The sequence below is a fragment of the Pseudomonas sp. Van50 genome, from assembly GCF_055390755.1.
This window is the reverse complement of sequence record NZ_AP024343.1, coordinates 3053132-3068509: the sequence shown is the minus strand read 5'-3', so window position 1 is coordinate 3068509 and position 15378 is coordinate 3053132. Positions and strand designations below refer to the sequence as shown.

The window sequence follows — 15378 nt, the reverse complement described above, 5'->3', positions numbered from 1 at the left end:
CTTTTTCTTGATACGAAGAATGAGTAACTATTGCCATGAATCAACGCGATCAACGCTTCACACCTCTCACCCAAACCGCCACCACCCACCCCGTCCTGCTGATCGACACCCACGCCCCACTGCCCGAACTCCATGCCTGTGCCAGCGAACGCCTGCACGCCACGCTCGACTACCTGACCTTGGTGGCGTGCAGCAGCCTGCGTGATTCGGCAACGAACGACATCAACACCCTCACCAATGTCGCTCGGATCCTGGTGCAGGATGTGGCGGATGTGTTCGGCGTGATCGAGCGGCGCGGGCTCGAAGGCTGAGCCATTGTGGGAGCGAGCTTGCTCGCGATGGCGGTGGCACAGTCAATATCTTTGCAGGCTGACATATCGCTTCGCGAGCAAGCTGAACTGGTCAACTAATTTTGGACACCAGTTACGGTTTCATGCTGCCAGTTTCTCCATAGCTACCGGCGACCGGTAGTCGTTGTAGCTATGGAGTCTGACGTTGTTGTAACGCATCACATAACGCTGCACATCCACGCGGGCTTCATGCTCCGAGCTGTAGCCATCTTCTGGCACCCACTCTGACTTCAGGCTCCCAAAGAAACGCTCCATCGGGGCGTTGTCCCAGCACTCACCTTTGCGACTCATGCTTTGCAGGAGTCCATGCTTGCGCATTTCATTCCTGAATTTGTGGCTGGTGTATTGGCAGCCTTGATCGGAATGAAACAGCACCTCTTTTGGGCAACCTCGCAATTGCACCGCCATTCGCAACGCTTCGCAGGTCAGCGAGGCATCGGAAATCATTGAAAACGACCAGCCCACGATCCGGCGAGCAAACAGATCCAGCACCGCCGCGAAATACATCCAGCGCTTGCCGACCTTGATGTACGTCACATCGCCACACCACACCTGGTTGATCGCCGTGACATCAAACTTGCGCTTGAGCACGTGCGGCGCCACCAACGCTTCCACGCCGGAAGATTTGTACCTGTGCCGCCGGCGCTGACGACTGGCAACACCGGCTTCGCGCATCAAGCTGCGAGCCATATGCCGCCCGACACGATGTCCCTTTGCTTGCAGCTCCTTGGAAAGGGTGCGAGACCCCGCGGATGCTCTGGACTCCTTGTGATGCTCGACCAGCACGGCTTTAAGTTTCTCCCGCTCGGGCTTCACTTTGCCTTGGCGCTGACGCCAGGCGTAAAAGCTGCTGCGGTTGACTCCAAACGCCCGACAGCAATTGTTAACGCCGTACTGCTCGTCCAGCTCATTGATCAACGAGAATGATCTTTGGAGTCCAAAAGCAGGAGAGCACTGGCCTTTTTTAGGATTTCAATGTCCAGGTCTTTTTGCCTGAGCAACGCTTTGAGCTGCTGAATTTCACGCTGATCAGCGGTAATCGCCTTGGCGCCCACCGGGGTCGAACCCAAGCGTTCCTTGCGAACCTGATCGACCCAGCGGCGAAGCGCCGTGGGCCCAATATCCAGGCTGGCGCAGACTTCGGGAACCGACTGTCCCTCGTCCAGCACCATGCTGGCCGCTTTGAGTTTGAACTCACTGGAGTAAGATTTACGCATAACCAAAACACCTCAGATTTGGGCGCCATCATAGCGCCCGATTGAAGTGTCCAAAATCATTAGGCCAGTTCAAGCTCGCTCCCACAGGGAATGGCGTTAGCCCGAGAATTTCTCAGGCGTTTACCTCCCGTGGCGAGGGAGCTTGCTCCCGCTGGGTTGCGTAGCGACCCCAAGCTGATTGAATGGGATCGATCTGATGCACCGAGGTGCCGGGTTTTAGGGCTGCTGCGCAGCCCAGCGGGAGCAAGCTCCCTCGCCACAGGTGTTAACCGCCCCCACCCAAACAGGGCTTATCTAGCCCAGTTGTCGGCGCACGGCCAGTTCCACGCCGCGGATTTCCGCCAGGCCCTTGAGGCGGCCGATCAGTGAGTAGCCGGGATTGCTCTTGCGATGCTGATCGTCAAGCAGTTGATGCCCATGGTCTGGACGCAGCGGCAAGCGCGGGCCGCCTTCGCGTTCACGTCGGCGCTCTTCAGCCACCAAGGCGCCGATGACTCCGACCATGTCGACGTCGCCGTCCAGGTGATGGGCTTCATGGAAGCTGCGTGGGTCGGTTTCCCGGCGGGTTGAACGCAGGTGAGTGAAGTAGATGAACGGCGCAAAGTGCTTGGCCATCGCCACCAGGTCGTTGTCTTCGCGCACACCATAGGAACCGGTGCAGAACGTCAGGCCATTGGCCGGGCTTGGCGCGGCATCCAGCAGCCATTGGGCGTCTTCGGCGGTGGACAGGATGCGTGGCAAGCCGAGCAGTGCCCGGGGCGGGTCGTCCGGGTGGATTGCCATGCGCACACCCACCGCCTCGGCAACCGGGATCACCGCACGCAGGAAGTACCCCAGGTGTTCGCGCAACTTGGCCTCGTCGATGTCGGCGTAGGTGCGCAGCAAGTCACGGAAGTTGTCCAGGCTGTAGTGTTCCTCGGCGCCGGGCAAGCCAGCAATCAGGGTATTGACCAGGGTTTCGCGCCGGGCTGGCGTCAGTTGTTCGAAGTAGGCCTTGGCCTGCCGGATGTCCTCGGCGCTGTATTCGGCCTGCGCTCCCGGGCGCTGGAGGATGAACAGGTCGAAGGCGGCGAACGCGGTTTGATCGAAACGCAAGGCCCAGCCGCCATCCGCCAGCTCGAAAGACAAATCGGTTCGGGTCCAGTCCAGCACCGGCATGAAGTTGTAGCAGACGATATCGATGCCGCAGCTCGCCAGGTTGCGCACACTTTGCTGGTAGTTGGCGATGTACTCGTCGCGCCGCCCGCAGCCGCGCTTGATGTCTTCGTGCACCGGAATGCTTTCCACCACCGACCAGCTCAGGCCGGCCGCTTCGATCAGTTGTTTGCGCGCCGCGATGGCATCTAACGGCCATACTTCGCCATTGGGAATCTCGTGCAGCGCGGTGACGATGCCGGTCGCACCGGTCTGGCGAATGTCCGCCAGGGAAATCGGGTCTTTGGGGCCAAACCAACGCCATGTCTGTTCCATGTTCTTCTCCTTTTTATCGTTTGGATGCGGCAAGGGTGTGCAACAGGCTATCCACGCCATCGCGCGTCAGGGCGCTGTAGGCGTGGTGCACGGCGTCGCGAAATACTGCGCGAGCCGAGAGCCGCGGCGGGAAGACTTCGTGCAGGTCGAGAACCGCGTCCACCCGCGATGCGCCCTCGAATCGTCCGGCAAGATCGGCAAAGGTTGCGCTCAGTGGGTCGTCGACCACGTGCGCCGGACGACCGGGCAACGGCTGCGTGCAGTAGTGGATCCATGCCGCGATGCCCAGCGCCGTACAATCAATGCCGCGCCCCTGGTCGAGCAATTGCTGCGCGCCGAGCAACCAGCGTTGCGGCAGTTTCTGCGAACCGTCCATGGCAATCTGCCGCAGCCGATGTTGCAGGCTGTCATTGGCAAACCGTGCCTTTAGATCGTGGGCATAGACCGAAAGGTCGATACCCGCAGGCATGTCCAGCGTGGGCGCCGCCTCGTCGGCCATGTAGCGTCCGATCAGGTGCAGCAGGTTCGCGTCACTGACGGCCTCGAACACCGTGTCGTGACCGACCAGCAGCCCCACATAGGCCAGCAACGAATGGCTGCCATTGAGCATGCGCAACTTCATCGTTTCGAACGGGCCCACGTCGTCCACCATCTGCACCCCCTCCACTTCCCAGTCCGGGCGGCCAAGGGGGAAGTGATCTTCGATCACCCACTGGCTGAAACTTTCACAGACCACTGCCGCCGGGTCATGACAGTCCAGTTGCTCCAGCCGGCGGAAGGACTCGCCGTCCATCGCAGGCACGATGCGGTCGACCATGCAGCTGGGAAACGCCACCTGTTGCTCGACCCACTGCGCCAGCGCCTCATCCTGCAACGCCGCCAGCGCGCTGACTGCCTGGCGGGTGCGCTGGCCGTTGTCGGGCATGTTGTCACAGCACAACACAGTGAAGGCCGGGACACCCGCGGCGCGGCGCCGGCGCAGGGCTTCCAGAACGATCCCGGGGGCCGAGCGCGGCGCTTGCGGATGAGCGAGGTCATGGGCAATCGCCGGATCTTCGCTGCGCAGTTGGCCCGAGGACGGGCTCAGGCAATAACCCTTTTCAGTGACCGTGAGCGTGACGATCCGCGTCTGCGGCGCCGCCATGCGCATCAGCAACTGCTCCAGGTCAGGACCGCCCTCGCCCACATACAAGGCCTGGCGCAGCACCCCGATCTCGCGCAGCGTCACTTGTTCGCAGTCGCGGTATTCGGCCACATGGTAGCGACCGTCCTGCTCGCGCAATTGCTCGACCAGGGTGCGATTGGAACGCAGGTTGGCGCTGCACACGCCCCAGTCGCTTTCACCGTGGCGATTGAGATGGCGTTGCAGGTAGACCGCCTGGTGCGCGCGATGGAACGCGCCCAGGCCCAGGTGCACGATACCGATCTGCGCTGCAGTGCCGGTGCAAGGTACACGTTTCACAACAGGCATCGACTCACTCCTTCTGTTCAGGAACGGCCCAGGGCCGAAACCGGCTGCGGGCTTTGTGCCGCCGTGTTGCCGGTATCCGCCACCGACAGCGGTTTAACGTAGCGCGCGACACACACGGCACCGATCACGGTCAACAGCCCCGCCAGCAGGAAAGCACTGGTGAACGAACCGGTGAACTGCACCAAAAACCCCGTCAGGGTCGGGCCGACAATGCCCGAGGTATTCGCCAGAAAGTGCATGAAACCACTGACGCCGCCCACCCGCGCCGCCGGAACGGTGTCCTGGATGATCGCCCAATAGATGGCACCGGTGAGGTAAAGGAAAAACACCGCCAAGGCGACGAGGATCACCGCTGGATACAAGGTAGTCACCATCCCGGCACAGGCGATGCAGACAGCACAGGCCAGCAGGCACGTCACCAGCACCACTTTACGGGAGAACATCATCCGCCCGGTTTTCTTGAACACGAAGTCGGAGATGAAGCCGCCCAGGGCCAGGCCGAGGAAACCCAGGACCCAGGGAATGACCGTGGCGATGCTCATGTCCTTGACGTTCAAGCCGTGGGCCATGGTCAGGTAGCTGGGGAACCAGGTCAGGAAGAAGAACAAGGTGTAGTTATAGGAAAAGAACGCCAGGGAGGTGAACAGCACCGTCGGCTGCTTGAGGTAGAACCGCAAAGGGAACACCGGTTGTGCCGCCAGCTCGCCCTGCCCCTCGGCTCGGAGAATATCCTCGGCACCCTCGCCTTCGGGCCGTTCCTTGACGAACTTGAACCACACCGCCGCCCAGACCAGGCCGATCAGCATGATGATAATGAACGAGATCTTCCAGCCGTAGGTGACGGCGATAAAACCCACCACCGGACCGGAAATCGCCCCACCCAGCGGCGTGCCGGACATTGATGCGCCAATCGCCCGCGCCCTGCGCTTGGGGTGTACCAGTTGTTCACCATCTTGCTGGTGGTGACGCTCAGCGGTCCTTCGCCCATGCCGAACAGGATCCGGATGAGCACCAGCGAAGCGAAGCCCACTGTCAGCACCGTGAGGCCGCTGAACAATGACCACAAGACCATGGCCAGCAGCAAGGTGGTCTTGGCGCCGTAACGGTCGGCGGCCCAGCCACCGATGAAGTTGAAGGCCGCATAGCCGACGAAAAAGCTGCTGAAGATCATGCCCATCTCACCCGTACTCAGACCGTAGTCCTTCTGGATGAAAGGTGCCGCCACAGACAATGCCGACCGGTCGAGGTAATTGATGACCCCAGCCAGGAACAGCATGATGATGATTAAGCTACGTCCTTGACCAAACATGGTGGAACCTCCCGCTTGTTGTGTTTATTCGGTGAGGGTGCCCATGACAGGCACGGTGAAACCGGTGGTACCGACGGCTCAGTGATGGGCGTTCGTCAGCTCCACCAGCACTTTTCGGGTTTGCTCGGGGTGCTTTTCGATCAGGTCGATGGCGCCGGGCATTTCGTCGAAGCTGACGCGATGACTGATCAGGTCCTGGACTTGCAACTTGCCGCTGGCGATCAATTCGATCACCCGGGGGAATTTGCGGTTGTTGAGCCGCGACCCCACCAGGGTCAGTTCCTTCTTGATCATTTCCAGCTGCACCAGATCACTGGGCGTGGCATTGAAGCCCAGCAACCCGATACGCCCGGCCGGCGAGGCCAGGCGCACCATCTGCGGCATCAGTGCCGGAATGCAGGCGGCATCGACAATCAACGGCACGCCCTCGCCTTGGGTCAGCTCACGCATGACGGCTTCGACATCGACTTGCTGGCCGTTGAGGGTCCGGCTGGCGCCCAGCGCCCGGGCCGTCTCCAGGCGGCTGTCGATGACATCGGTGACGGTAATGTCGGTCAATCCCAACGCCCGGGCCATTTGCACCAGGGTCAGGCCGATCACCCCGGCGCCGTAGATCAGCACGCTGTCACCAGGGTGCGGCTGCATGCGATCGAGCACGTTCAGGGCAATGGAATAAGGCTCGACCAGAGCGCCGTGGCTGAGGGACATCGCGTCGGGCAGGCGGTGGGCGTTTTCGGCCGGTACGCAGACCTGCTCGCTGAAGCCACCGTCGCGGTGCACGCCGATCACTTGCAGCCGCGTGCAGACATTGGGCCGGCCAATGCGGCAGGGATAGCAGGTACCGCAACTGATCACCGGATCGATGCACACCCGGTCGCCCACCTGCAGGTGCTCGACGCCTTCACCGACTTGCCGGATCACCCCGGAAAACTCATGGCCGGTGACACGGGGAAAACGCACGAATGCGTTCTGCCCATGAATGATGTGCATGTCCGAGCCACAGATGCCGGCATACGCCACATCGACCTGGACCTCGCCGTGGGCGACCTGGGGTTGGTCGACCTGGGCCAGCCCGAACTCGAAGGGTGCTCTTACCTGGAACGCTTTCATCAGTCACTCCTGACGGGGCACTCGCCCCGTTTCCTCAAAGGGTTGAAACCGCTTCACCAATGCCAGAGCGTGCCGTCTTCGAGACGGTTGACCGGCAGGCTGGCGCGCTTGTAGGGGTATTGGCGGGCAAGGTCTTCATCGATGTCGACGCCATGCCCCGGGGTTTCGCCCGGCGTGAAGTGGCCGTCCTCGAAGCGATAGGCATGGGGGAAGACTTCATCGATGCGGTCTTCGTGAGGCATGTGTTCCTGGATACCGAAGTTGGGCACCCACGTATCGAAATGCAGGGCCGCGCCCATGCACACCGGCGACAGGTCGGTGGCGCCGTGAAAACCCGTGCGCACCTGGAACAGCGCGGCGAAATCGGCAATGCGCCGCACATGGGTAATGCCGCCGGCATGCACCAGCGTCGTGCGGATGTAGTCGATCAACTGTTCCTGGATCAACTCGCGGCAGTCATGGATGGAGTTGAACACCTCGCCCACGGCCAACGGCGTGGTGGTGTGCTGGCGAATCAGGCGGAAGCTCTGCTGGTTTTCCGCCGGTGTGCAGTCTTCCAGCCAGAACAGGTTGTACGGTTCCACGGCCTTACCCAGGCGTCCGGCTTCGATGGGCGTCAGGCGGTGGTGCACGTCGTGGAGGATATGCAGGTCATCACCAAAACGTTCGCGCACGGCGGCGAACAGCTTGGGGACGTAGTTGAGGTATTTGGCGGTGTCCCAGACGTGTTCGGCGGGCAGGTCGCTGTCGGCCGGTTCATAACGCTCGCCGCTGCGCTTGGCGACACCGTAGGTGGTGGCAATGCCGGGCACGCCGCATTGCACACGCACGGCCTTATAGCCCAGCTCGACGTGACGGGCGACTTCGTCCAGGCACCCTTCGATGTCCTTGCCGGTGGCATGCCCATAGACCATCACCCGCTCGCGGCTCTTGCCGCCAAGCAATTGGTACAAGGGCATGTTCGCGGCCTTGGCCTTGATGTCCCAGAGCGCCACGTCGACGGCGGCGATGGCCGTCATGGTCACCGGTCCCCGGCGCCAGTACGCGCCGCGATACAGGTACTGCCAGATGTCCTCGATACGGTGGGCATCGCGGCCGATCAGCGCGGGCAGGACGTGTTCCTCCAGGTAGGCGACGACCGCCAGTTCGCGGCCATTCAAGGTTGCATCGCCAATGCCGTAGAGGCCCTCATCGGTGACGATTTTCAACGTGACCAGGTTGCGCCCCGGGCAGGTAACGATGACGCGCGCTTCAACGATTTTCATAAAATCAGACCTGTGCAACAGAAGGAAGTGAGGACGCGCCCATGTTCGGCATGGCCGCCTGGGGAATCAGCGCGCCCCGGTATTGGACGACCTGGGCCGCCAGGCGATGCCCCCAGCGGGCGGCCTGTTGGGGATCGCCGCCGCGCAGGCGACAGGCCAGGTAGGCGGCGCTGAACGAATCACCGGCAGCGGTGGTGTCGACGACATGGGAAACGGTTTGCGCGGGCACCTCGAAACGCCCTGTCGGGCACTGGATCAAGCAGCTGGCGGCGCCACGCTTGAGGGCGACTTCGCGTACTCCCACCTGGGCGTAGGCACTGAACAAGGCGTCCGGGTCGCGATAGCCGAACAGGGCCACGTCATCTTCCCAGGTGAGCAGGGCCAGGTCGGTCAGCTGCAACAGGTCGCGGTAGACCTGCCGGGCCGATTCAGGATCGGGCCAGAGGTGGGGACGGTAGTTGTTGTCGAAGACGATGCGCGTGCCCGCTCGACGAGCCCTGGGCAGGGCCTGGATCAAGCGTTGGCGCCCTTCCGGTGTGAGGATCGCCAGGCTGATGCCGCTCAGGTAGACGTAGTCGTAATCGGCCAGTGCATCGAGCATGACGTCGGCCTCGGGGCCCTCGAACATGCGCCGCGCCGCCGCTTCCCCGCGCCAGTAGAGGAAACGCCGCTCGCCGTGTGGATCGGTCTGGATGAAATACAGCCCCGGCAGCGCGTCTTCGATCACGCGGACATGAGCATCACCAATCCCCTCTTCCAGCCAGGACCGGCGCATGGCGACGCTGAACGCATCGCTGCCCACGGCCGTCATGTAGTCCACGGCCACTGCGCCATGGGGATTCAATCGGGCCAGGTAGACCGCGGTGTTGAGCGTATCGCCACCGAAGGTCTGCGTGATCGCGGTACCCGGCTCACCGCGCATCTCGATCATGCACTCTCCCACCAGCGCCACTTTCAGCGGGCGGGCGAAGCGGGCCTGCGGGCCATGGTTGAGCGTTAAATCCATAATCAACGCGCCTTTCTTGTTTTTAAAACGGCGTTTCATTTTTATCTCAAGGCCCGAGTCTAGTCAGATTTCCGGCCTCGTCAAGCAAAAATGAAACAGCGTTTTGTTCTGCTTGCGTATATCCTTGGGTTTTACTTTCACGTTGGAGCCTTCATGGACAACAGCGTCATTCCCAACAACGATCTGGTGTCGGCGGTGGGCCGGACCATGGCCGTGCTCGAGGCACTGGCCGAACATCCGGAAGAAAGCGGCGTGTCGGAAATCGCCACCAAACTGGACATGTCCAAGGCCACGGTCTATCGCTTCCTGCAGTCGCTCAAGGCCCGAGGGTATGTGGTGCAGGATGCCGAGGATCGCTATCGCCTCAGCGTCCGGCTGTTCGAACTGGGCGCCCAGGCCCTGCCCCACCTGGACATCGTCCGGGAAGCGGAGCCCGGGATGCGCAGGATCAACGAGCTGACCGGCGAGACCGTCCACCTGGGGATTCTCGACGAAGGCAGCATCGTCTACGTGCACAAGATCGACTCCAAGTACAACCTGCGCATGTACTCGCGGATCGGTCGACGGGCGCCGTTGTACTGCACCGGCATCGGCAAGGTGCTGATGGCCTGGCTCGAAGAAGACGAGTTGCTCGCCCACCTGGCACAGGAAAGCTTCGAGCGTCGCACGGCCAATACCCTGACCAGCGCCGAGGCGTATCTGCAGGAACTGGAGACCGTTCGCCAGCAAGGCTATGCCGAGGACCATGAAGAGTTCGAAGACAACATGCGTTGCCTGGCGGCACCGATCCGCGACCGTTTCGGCCATGTGATCGGCGGAATGAGTGTTTCATTTCCGTGCTTTCGCTTCAGGGAAGAGTTGAAGCAGGACTACGTCAAGCAACTGATGCAAGCCACCCAACAGATCTCAAGCCAGTTGGGCTGGCATACACGTTAATCGCAAAAGCCGTGGGCAAAACTGTGGGAGCGAGCTTGCTCGCGATGACGTCAACCCATCCAACATCGCTGCAAACTGATCCTCCGCTATCGCGAGCAAGCTCGCTCCCACAGAGGATGGGTAGTGACTGCGAAGTCTGTGAACGACCCGGCAAAACTGTGGGAGCGAGCTTGCTCGCGATGACGTCATCACATCCAACATCGCTGCAAACTGGTCCTCCGCTATCGCGAGCAAGCTCGCTCCCACAGAGGATGGGTGGTGACTGCGAAGTCTGTGAACGCCCGGCAAAACTGTGGGAGCGAGCTTGCTCGCGATGACAGCGGCACATCCAACACCTGTCCAGGCTGATCCTCCGCTATCGCGAGCAAGCCCGCTCCCACAGGTCTCGACTGACTGGTGTCAGAACCAGGTTTCCATCTGGAGGCCATACTGCCAGGTGCCACCGGCGTTGAAGTCCGTCTTGCCGAAGGCGTCTGTGGAGCTGTACCTGTCCAGGTCCGACGACCAATTCATGACGCTGGCGAACAGACGCAGTTCAGGGCGCGTAAGCAGATCGCCCAAGTCGGGCTTGAAGGTCGGGGCCACCGTGAACTTCCAGAAGTTACCGTCGACCGCATTGCGTTGCAGGTAGCCCTTGGGGTCGAGCTGCATGGTTTGCCAACTCATCTCGTAGGCCATCTCGAAATTGCTGTTGATTTCGTTGGCCAAGCGCACGTTCAGAGTCATCCAACGGTAGTCGTCGCCCTTGACGTAGCGATCCTTGCTTCGCTCGGCCAGCAGGCTCGGGCCGATGCGCCAGTCGGAGGCCAGGGGCGTTTCGCCGTACAGCGCCACACGCAGAGCCCGGGCATCGTCGATCAATTCGCCATCGGCGCCGACGTTCTTGACCTCAGCCCCCAACCCCTGCCCATAAAGCAGCGCTGTCTTGAAGAAGCCTTCGCGACCGAAAAAGGTTTTCTGGTGATTGGCGACCATGCTGTGCAAACCGGAGTCGGCCGGCGCCAGGCCCGCTTCATTGGTGCGAGTGCCGAAGTCGTTTTTCTTCGAGCCTATGGCGTTGAACATCCACTGCCACTGCCCGCCGTCGAAAAACTGGTTGGACGTCAGGATGTAGCTTTCCACATCGGCATTGACCCCGCCCTCGCTGAAATCCCCGTAGTTACGCCCGATCAACGAGTAGTTCGAGCGCCAGTCCTTGGTCATCTGCATGTCGTAGATGCCACCCCCGGTGCCGGCCAGATAGACCACGTCGGAGTCCAGCCAGTGGATGTCGAAATTGTCCCTGTCGAAGCGCTTGCCAGCCCACAAGGTGGAATGTTCGAACATCGAGTTGCCCTTGAATGCCGCGAGGTGATCGAGTTCGGTGAACACCTGGCGCACGTTCAGATTGCTTTCCTCGGCAGTCCAGTCGTTGGAGCTTTCTACGCCATCGGCGATGGACACCGTGAATTTGGAGCGGGTGCCGTTCTGCGCGTACAGCTCTTTCGACAGGTCGATGCGCATGTAGGTGTCGTCCTCGTTACCGAGTCGCCCCACGGCGCCACCGACAGAACCGGCCGGGGTGGTGTACGGACCGCCACGCCCGCCACCCAACCCATCATTGATCAGCAACCCGGAGCGGGCGTAGCCCTTGAAACTGAAGCCGTCAGTGAGGTGGGCGCTACCGCCCTGCTTTTCCGTGCTTTGCTGGCGGGCTTCGAGTTTTGCCAGGCGGGCATCGAGCGTGGGTGTCGTAACGGCGGACACGGTCGGTTGCGCGGCGGGGGTGGCGAGTTTGATTTGCTGCAGCTCCCTGGCGAGTGCCTGGGTTTGTTGTTCGGCGGCGGCTGCACGCTTTTCCGCTGCGCTGGCACGGGCTTCGAACGCCGCCATGCGCTCTTCCAGAGTCGCGGCCTGAGAGGTGGCCGCCGAGGCGCCGAGCACGCTTGCGAGTAGCCAGCTTGATGCTTTCTGCATGTGGATTTTCCCTGTTTTGTTTTTATTGTTCTGTTGCCGCGACCCGCCTTTTCCACCCAGGTTCTGAATTGTCAAAACAGAGGAAAAAAAGGATGCCTCATCGCAAATACGCTGCTACATTTGGCGATGTTAACGTTAACTTTTCTAAAAACAAAAATAAAGAGGGCTTTATGAAACAGCTCAAATCGCTCCTTCCAGCGGCGCTGCTCGGCCTTTGCGTCGGGTTTCCAGCCCTGTCGACTGCCGCCAACCTGACGATTTCCTGTGGTGCCGTGGGTGCCGAATTGCAACTGTGCAAAGAGGCCGTCGAAGCGTGGTCGAAGCAGACCGGCAACAGTGTCGAAGTGGTTTCCACACCTAACTCGGCGACCGAGCGGTTGTCGTTCTACCAGCAGATCCTCAGTGCGCAATCCAGCGACATCGACATCATCCAGATCGACATGGTGTGGCCGGGAATGTTGGCCAAACACTTGCTGGACTTGCGCCAGGTGCTTGCGGCCGACGCCACCCAGGGGTATTTCCAGGCCCAGGTGGATAACGCCACGGTGAACGGGCGCCTGGTGACCATGCCGTGGTTCACCGATTCGGGGTTGCTGTATTACCGCAAGGACTTGCTCGAGAAATACAACAAGCCCGTGCCCCAGACCTGGGAAGAAATGACGACCACCGCCAGGACTGTCCAGCAGGCGGAGCGCGCTGCCGGGAACGCCAATGCCTGGGGTTATATATTCCAGGGACGCGCCTACGAAGGCCTGACGTGCAATGCCCTGGAGTGGATCAGCAGCCAACCGCAAGGCGGGCTGGTCAACGCCCAAGGCGATATCGTGGTCAACAGCCAGGCGTCACGGGCGGCGTTGACCCTGGCCAAAAGCTGGGTCGGAGACATCGCCCCCCGTGGCGTGCTCAATTACACCGAGGAAGAAGGACGCGGCGTCTTCCAGTCGGGCAATGCGCTGTTCATGCGTAACTGGCCTTATGTCTGGGCCCTGGTGCAAAGCCAGGACAGCGCCGTCAAAGACAAGGTCGGCGTCGCGCCCCTGCCCCGTGGCGGCGCGACGGGTACTCACGCGTCCACCCTCGGCGGCTGGGGCCTGGCGGTGTCGCGCTACAGCGCCAACCCCAAGCTTGCCGCGGAACTGGTGAGCTACTTGAGCAGCGCCCAACAACAGAAACATCGGGCCCTGGTCGGCGCCTACAACCCGGTGATCGAATCGCTCTACCAAGATCCCGAATTGCTCGCGGCCATGCCTTACTACAGCCAACTGCACAGCATTCTCAACGATGGGGTCATGCGCCCCGCCTCGATCACTGCCGACCGCTATCCACGGGTCTCCAATGCCTTCTTCGATCAAGTGCACGGCGTGCTGGCGGGCGAGCGGCCGGTGGATCAGGCCCTGGCCGAGCTGGAAAGCGAACTCACGCGGATCAAACGCCGGAACTGGTAAGCCACAAGGAAGGAAATCACCATGTCTGTCTCCACCACACTCGTCCCCGACGACGAGTACCTGCCCGCCCGGGAAACGCCGGTACAACGCCGTCGCGTTCGCGCCGCCTGGCTGTTCCTGACCCCGATGCTGCTGTGCCTGGCGCTGGTGGCGGCCTGGCCGCTGTTGCGTACATTCTGGTTCAGCCTGACCGACGCCAGCCTCGCCGATACGGGGGATGCAACCTTTGTCGGCTCGAGCAATTATCTGTTCCACAGCAGTGCCGGTTGGTCAGGCCTGCTCGTCGATCCACAGTGGTGGAATGCGGTGCGCAACACCTTGCATTTCACCGTGGTGTCGGTGGGGCTGGAAATCGTCCTGGGGCTGCTGGTGGCGTTGCTGCTCAACGTCCGGTTCAGCGGACGCGCCCTGGTGCGGGCGTTGATCCTGATTCCCTGGGCGATCCCGACCATCGTCTCGGCGAAAATCTGGTCATGGATGCTCAACGACCAGTTCGGCATCATCAATCACCTGATGCTCGGCCTCGGCCTGATCGACGCGCCCCTGGCCTGGACCGCCGACGCGGACCTGTCGATGTGGGCGGTGATCATCGTCGACGTCTGGAAGACCGTGCCTTTCGTCACCCTGCTGATGCTGGCAGCCTTGCAGATGCTGCCCAGCGATTGCTACGAAGCCGCCAGGGTCGATGGCATTCACCCAGTGAAAGTGTTCTGGCGGGTCACCCTGCCACTGCTGATGCCGGCCTTGCTGGTGGCGGCGATCTTCCGGATCCTCGATTCCCTGCGGGTCTTCGACGTGATCTATGTGTTGACCTCGAACTCGTCGAGCACCATGAGCATGTCGGTCTATGCCCGCCAGCACTTGGTGGAATTCCAGGACGTGGGTTATGGCAGCGCCGCCTCGACCTTGCTGTTCCTGGTCGTCGCGGTGATCGCCATGGTTTATCTGTACCTCGGACGCCGTCAGTTGGAGGTCCGCTCATGAGCCCGCGCCTACTGAAAAAAGCCCTGTTGCGCCTCGGGTTCTGGTGCCTGATCGCTATCTTGCTGGTGTATGCGGTCTTCCCTTTCTACTACGCCATCGTAACGTCGCTGAAACCGTCCAGCGCCTTGTTCCAGGTGAGCTACTGGATCGACCAGCCCGACTTCTCCAACTACGCCGCCGTACTCAACCAGGCCTCGTTCCTGAGGGCTATCGGCAACTCGTTAGTGGTTGCGCTGTGCGTGGTCGCGCTGGCGCTGTTCCTCAGCCTGACCGCCGCCTATGCCTTGGGCCGGGTGAAGTTTCGCGGGCGCGGTCCGGTGTTGATGATGGTCCTGGGCGTCTCGATGTTTCCCCAAGTCGCGGTGCTGTCGGGGTTGTTCGAAGTGATCCGTGCCCTGGGCCTGTACAACACCTCCTGGGCGTTGATCCTGAGCTACACGATTTTCACCCTGCCCTTCACCGTCTGGGTGCTGACCACCTTCATGGGGCAACTGCCTCATGAGCTGGAAGAGGCCGCCATCATGGACGGTGCGTCACCTTGGGTCACGCTGACCCGCGTGCTGTTGCCGCTGCTCTGGCCGGCACTGGTCACCACCGGCCTTCTGGCCTTCATCGCCGCATGGAACGAGTTCCTCTTTGCCCTGACCTTCACCCTGACCGACTCGCAACGCACGGTCCCAGTCGCCATCGCGCTGATTTCCGGCGGCAGTCCCCATGAGCTGCCTTGGGGCCTGTTGATGGCGGCGTCGGTGCTGGTCACGGTGCCCTTGGTGATTCTGGTGCTGATCTTCCAGCGCCGCATTGTTTCCGGCCTCACTGCCGGTGCGTTAAAGGGTTGAGGCCCAACACAGACAAAAAA

At 61.4% G+C, this 15378-nt stretch carries 13 protein-coding genes and 1 pseudogene; 5 read left to right on the top strand and 9 right to left on the bottom strand.

All coding sequences use genetic code 11. The annotated features are described in order from the left end of the window. Nucleotides 1-35 precede the first annotated feature (35 nt). On the top strand, nt 36-311 hold the full coding sequence (locus ACZ5M5_RS13470; RefSeq protein WP_060742689.1) for a hypothetical protein: 276 nt from the start codon (nt 36-38) through the stop codon (nt 309-311). A gap of 120 nt (nt 312-431) precedes the next feature. Here ACZ5M5_RS13470 and ACZ5M5_RS13465 read toward each other — a convergent pair whose 3' ends face one another. The 8 genes and pseudogenes from ACZ5M5_RS13465 to ACZ5M5_RS13430 form a co-directional block, all read right to left on the bottom strand. Then, entirely contained in the window at nt 432-1268 is an 837-nt protein-coding gene (locus ACZ5M5_RS13465; RefSeq protein WP_464737817.1) for an IS3 family transposase, read from the bottom strand. Further along, on the bottom strand, nt 1265-1522 hold the full coding sequence (locus ACZ5M5_RS13460) for a transposase (protein WP_237140769.1): 258 nt from the start codon (nt 1520-1522) through the stop codon (nt 1265-1267). Before ACZ5M5_RS13460 ends, ACZ5M5_RS13465 begins: the two co-directional genes overlap by 4 nt. A gap of 339 nt (nt 1523-1861) precedes the next feature. Next, entirely contained in the window at nt 1862-3037 is a 1176-nt protein-coding gene (uxuA, locus tag ACZ5M5_RS13455) for a mannonate dehydratase (RefSeq protein ID WP_464739197.1), read from the bottom strand. 13 nt (nt 3038-3050) lie between these two features. Continuing rightward, nucleotides 3051-4508, bottom strand: coding sequence for a mannitol dehydrogenase family protein (locus ACZ5M5_RS13450; RefSeq protein ID WP_060742691.1), 1458 nt, complete (start codon nt 4506-4508; stop codon nt 3051-3053). 17 nt (nt 4509-4525) lie between these two features. Then, nucleotides 4526-5817, bottom strand: a pseudogene (locus tag ACZ5M5_RS13445) (MFS transporter). A 78-nt stretch (nt 5818-5895) separates the two neighbouring features. Further along, on the bottom strand, nt 5896-6927 hold the full coding sequence (locus tag ACZ5M5_RS13440; protein ID WP_060742693.1) for a Zn-dependent oxidoreductase: 1032 nt from the start codon (nt 6925-6927) through the stop codon (nt 5896-5898). Nucleotides 6928-6980: 53 nt separating this feature from the next. Beyond that, nucleotides 6981-8192, bottom strand: a complete 1212-nt coding sequence (manD, locus tag ACZ5M5_RS13435) for a D-mannonate dehydratase ManD (protein WP_060742694.1) — start codon at nt 8190-8192, stop codon at nt 6981-6983. 4 nt (nt 8193-8196) lie between these two features. Continuing rightward, nucleotides 8197-9198, bottom strand: coding sequence for a sugar kinase (locus ACZ5M5_RS13430; RefSeq protein WP_464739367.1), 1002 nt, complete (start codon nt 9196-9198; stop codon nt 8197-8199). Nucleotides 9199-9351: 153 nt separating this feature from the next. Here ACZ5M5_RS13430 and kdgR point away from each other — a divergent pair, with 153 nt between their 5' ends. Further along, nucleotides 9352-10134 carry a DNA-binding transcriptional regulator KdgR gene (kdgR, locus tag ACZ5M5_RS13425; RefSeq protein WP_060742695.1) on the top strand — a complete coding sequence of 261 codons (783 nt, stop codon included), beginning with the start codon at nt 9352-9354 and terminating at the stop codon, nt 10132-10134. Nucleotides 10135-10533: 399 nt separating this feature from the next. Here kdgR and ACZ5M5_RS13420 read toward each other — a convergent pair whose 3' ends face one another. Then, nucleotides 10534-12090 carry a carbohydrate porin gene (locus tag ACZ5M5_RS13420; RefSeq protein ID WP_464739196.1) on the bottom strand — a complete coding sequence of 519 codons (1557 nt, stop codon included), beginning with the start codon at nt 12088-12090 and terminating at the stop codon, nt 10534-10536. A 170-nt stretch (nt 12091-12260) separates the two neighbouring features. Here ACZ5M5_RS13420 and ACZ5M5_RS13415 point away from each other — a divergent pair, with 170 nt between their 5' ends. Genes ACZ5M5_RS13415 through ACZ5M5_RS13405 form a run of 3 tightly spaced genes read left to right on the top strand, consistent with a single transcriptional unit; the run spans nt 12261 to nt 15358 of the window. Further along, nucleotides 12261-13535: an ABC transporter substrate-binding protein gene (locus ACZ5M5_RS13415; RefSeq protein WP_060742697.1), complete on the top strand. Its 1275-nt coding sequence runs from the start codon at nt 12261-12263 to the stop codon at nt 13533-13535. Between the two features lie 21 nt (nt 13536-13556). Next, the gene (locus ACZ5M5_RS13410; protein ID WP_464739195.1) at nt 13557-14519 is read left to right on the top strand and encodes a carbohydrate ABC transporter permease; all 963 of its coding nucleotides are present in this window, start codon (nt 13557-13559) and stop codon (nt 14517-14519) included. Continuing rightward, on the top strand, nt 14516-15358 hold the full coding sequence (locus ACZ5M5_RS13405; protein WP_060742699.1) for a carbohydrate ABC transporter permease: 843 nt from the start codon (nt 14516-14518) through the stop codon (nt 15356-15358). The genes ACZ5M5_RS13410 and ACZ5M5_RS13405 overlap by 4 nt, the downstream gene beginning before the upstream one ends. The last annotated feature ends 20 nt before the right edge of the window (nt 15359-15378 follow it).

Excerpts from the sequence above, each read along its gene's own strand:
- ACZ5M5_RS13415 (WP_060742697.1), top strand. The coding sequence starts at position 12,261 with ATGAAACAGCTCAAATCGCTCCTTCCAGCGGCGCTGCTCGGCCTTTGC.
- ACZ5M5_RS13450 (WP_060742691.1), bottom strand. The coding sequence starts at position 4,508 with ATGCCTGTTGTGAAACGTGTACCTTGCACCGGCACTGCAGCGCAGATC.
- kdgR (WP_060742695.1), top strand. The coding sequence starts at position 9,352 with ATGGACAACAGCGTCATTCCCAACAACGATCTGGTGTCGGCGGTGGGC.
- ACZ5M5_RS13410 (WP_464739195.1), top strand. The coding sequence starts at position 13,557 with ATGTCTGTCTCCACCACACTCGTCCCCGACGACGAGTACCTGCCCGCC.
- ACZ5M5_RS13405 (WP_060742699.1), top strand. The coding sequence starts at position 14,516 with ATGAGCCCGCGCCTACTGAAAAAAGCCCTGTTGCGCCTCGGGTTCTGG.
- manD (WP_060742694.1), bottom strand. The coding sequence starts at position 8,192 with ATGAAAATCGTTGAAGCGCGCGTCATCGTTACCTGCCCGGGGCGCAAC.
- ACZ5M5_RS13470 (WP_060742689.1), top strand. The coding sequence starts at position 36 with ATGAATCAACGCGATCAACGCTTCACACCTCTCACCCAAACCGCCACC.
- ACZ5M5_RS13440 (WP_060742693.1), bottom strand. The coding sequence starts at position 6,927 with ATGAAAGCGTTCCAGGTAAGAGCACCCTTCGAGTTCGGGCTGGCCCAG.
- ACZ5M5_RS13430 (WP_464739367.1), bottom strand. The coding sequence starts at position 9,198 with ATGGATTTAACGCTCAACCATGGCCCGCAGGCCCGCTTCGCCCGCCCG.
- uxuA (WP_464739197.1), bottom strand. The coding sequence starts at position 3,037 with ATGGAACAGACATGGCGTTGGTTTGGCCCCAAAGACCCGATTTCCCTG.
- ACZ5M5_RS13460 (WP_237140769.1), bottom strand. The coding sequence starts at position 1,522 with ATGGTGCTGGACGAGGGACAGTCGGTTCCCGAAGTCTGCGCCAGCCTG.
- ACZ5M5_RS13420 (WP_464739196.1), bottom strand. The coding sequence starts at position 12,090 with ATGCAGAAAGCATCAAGCTGGCTACTCGCAAGCGTGCTCGGCGCCTCG.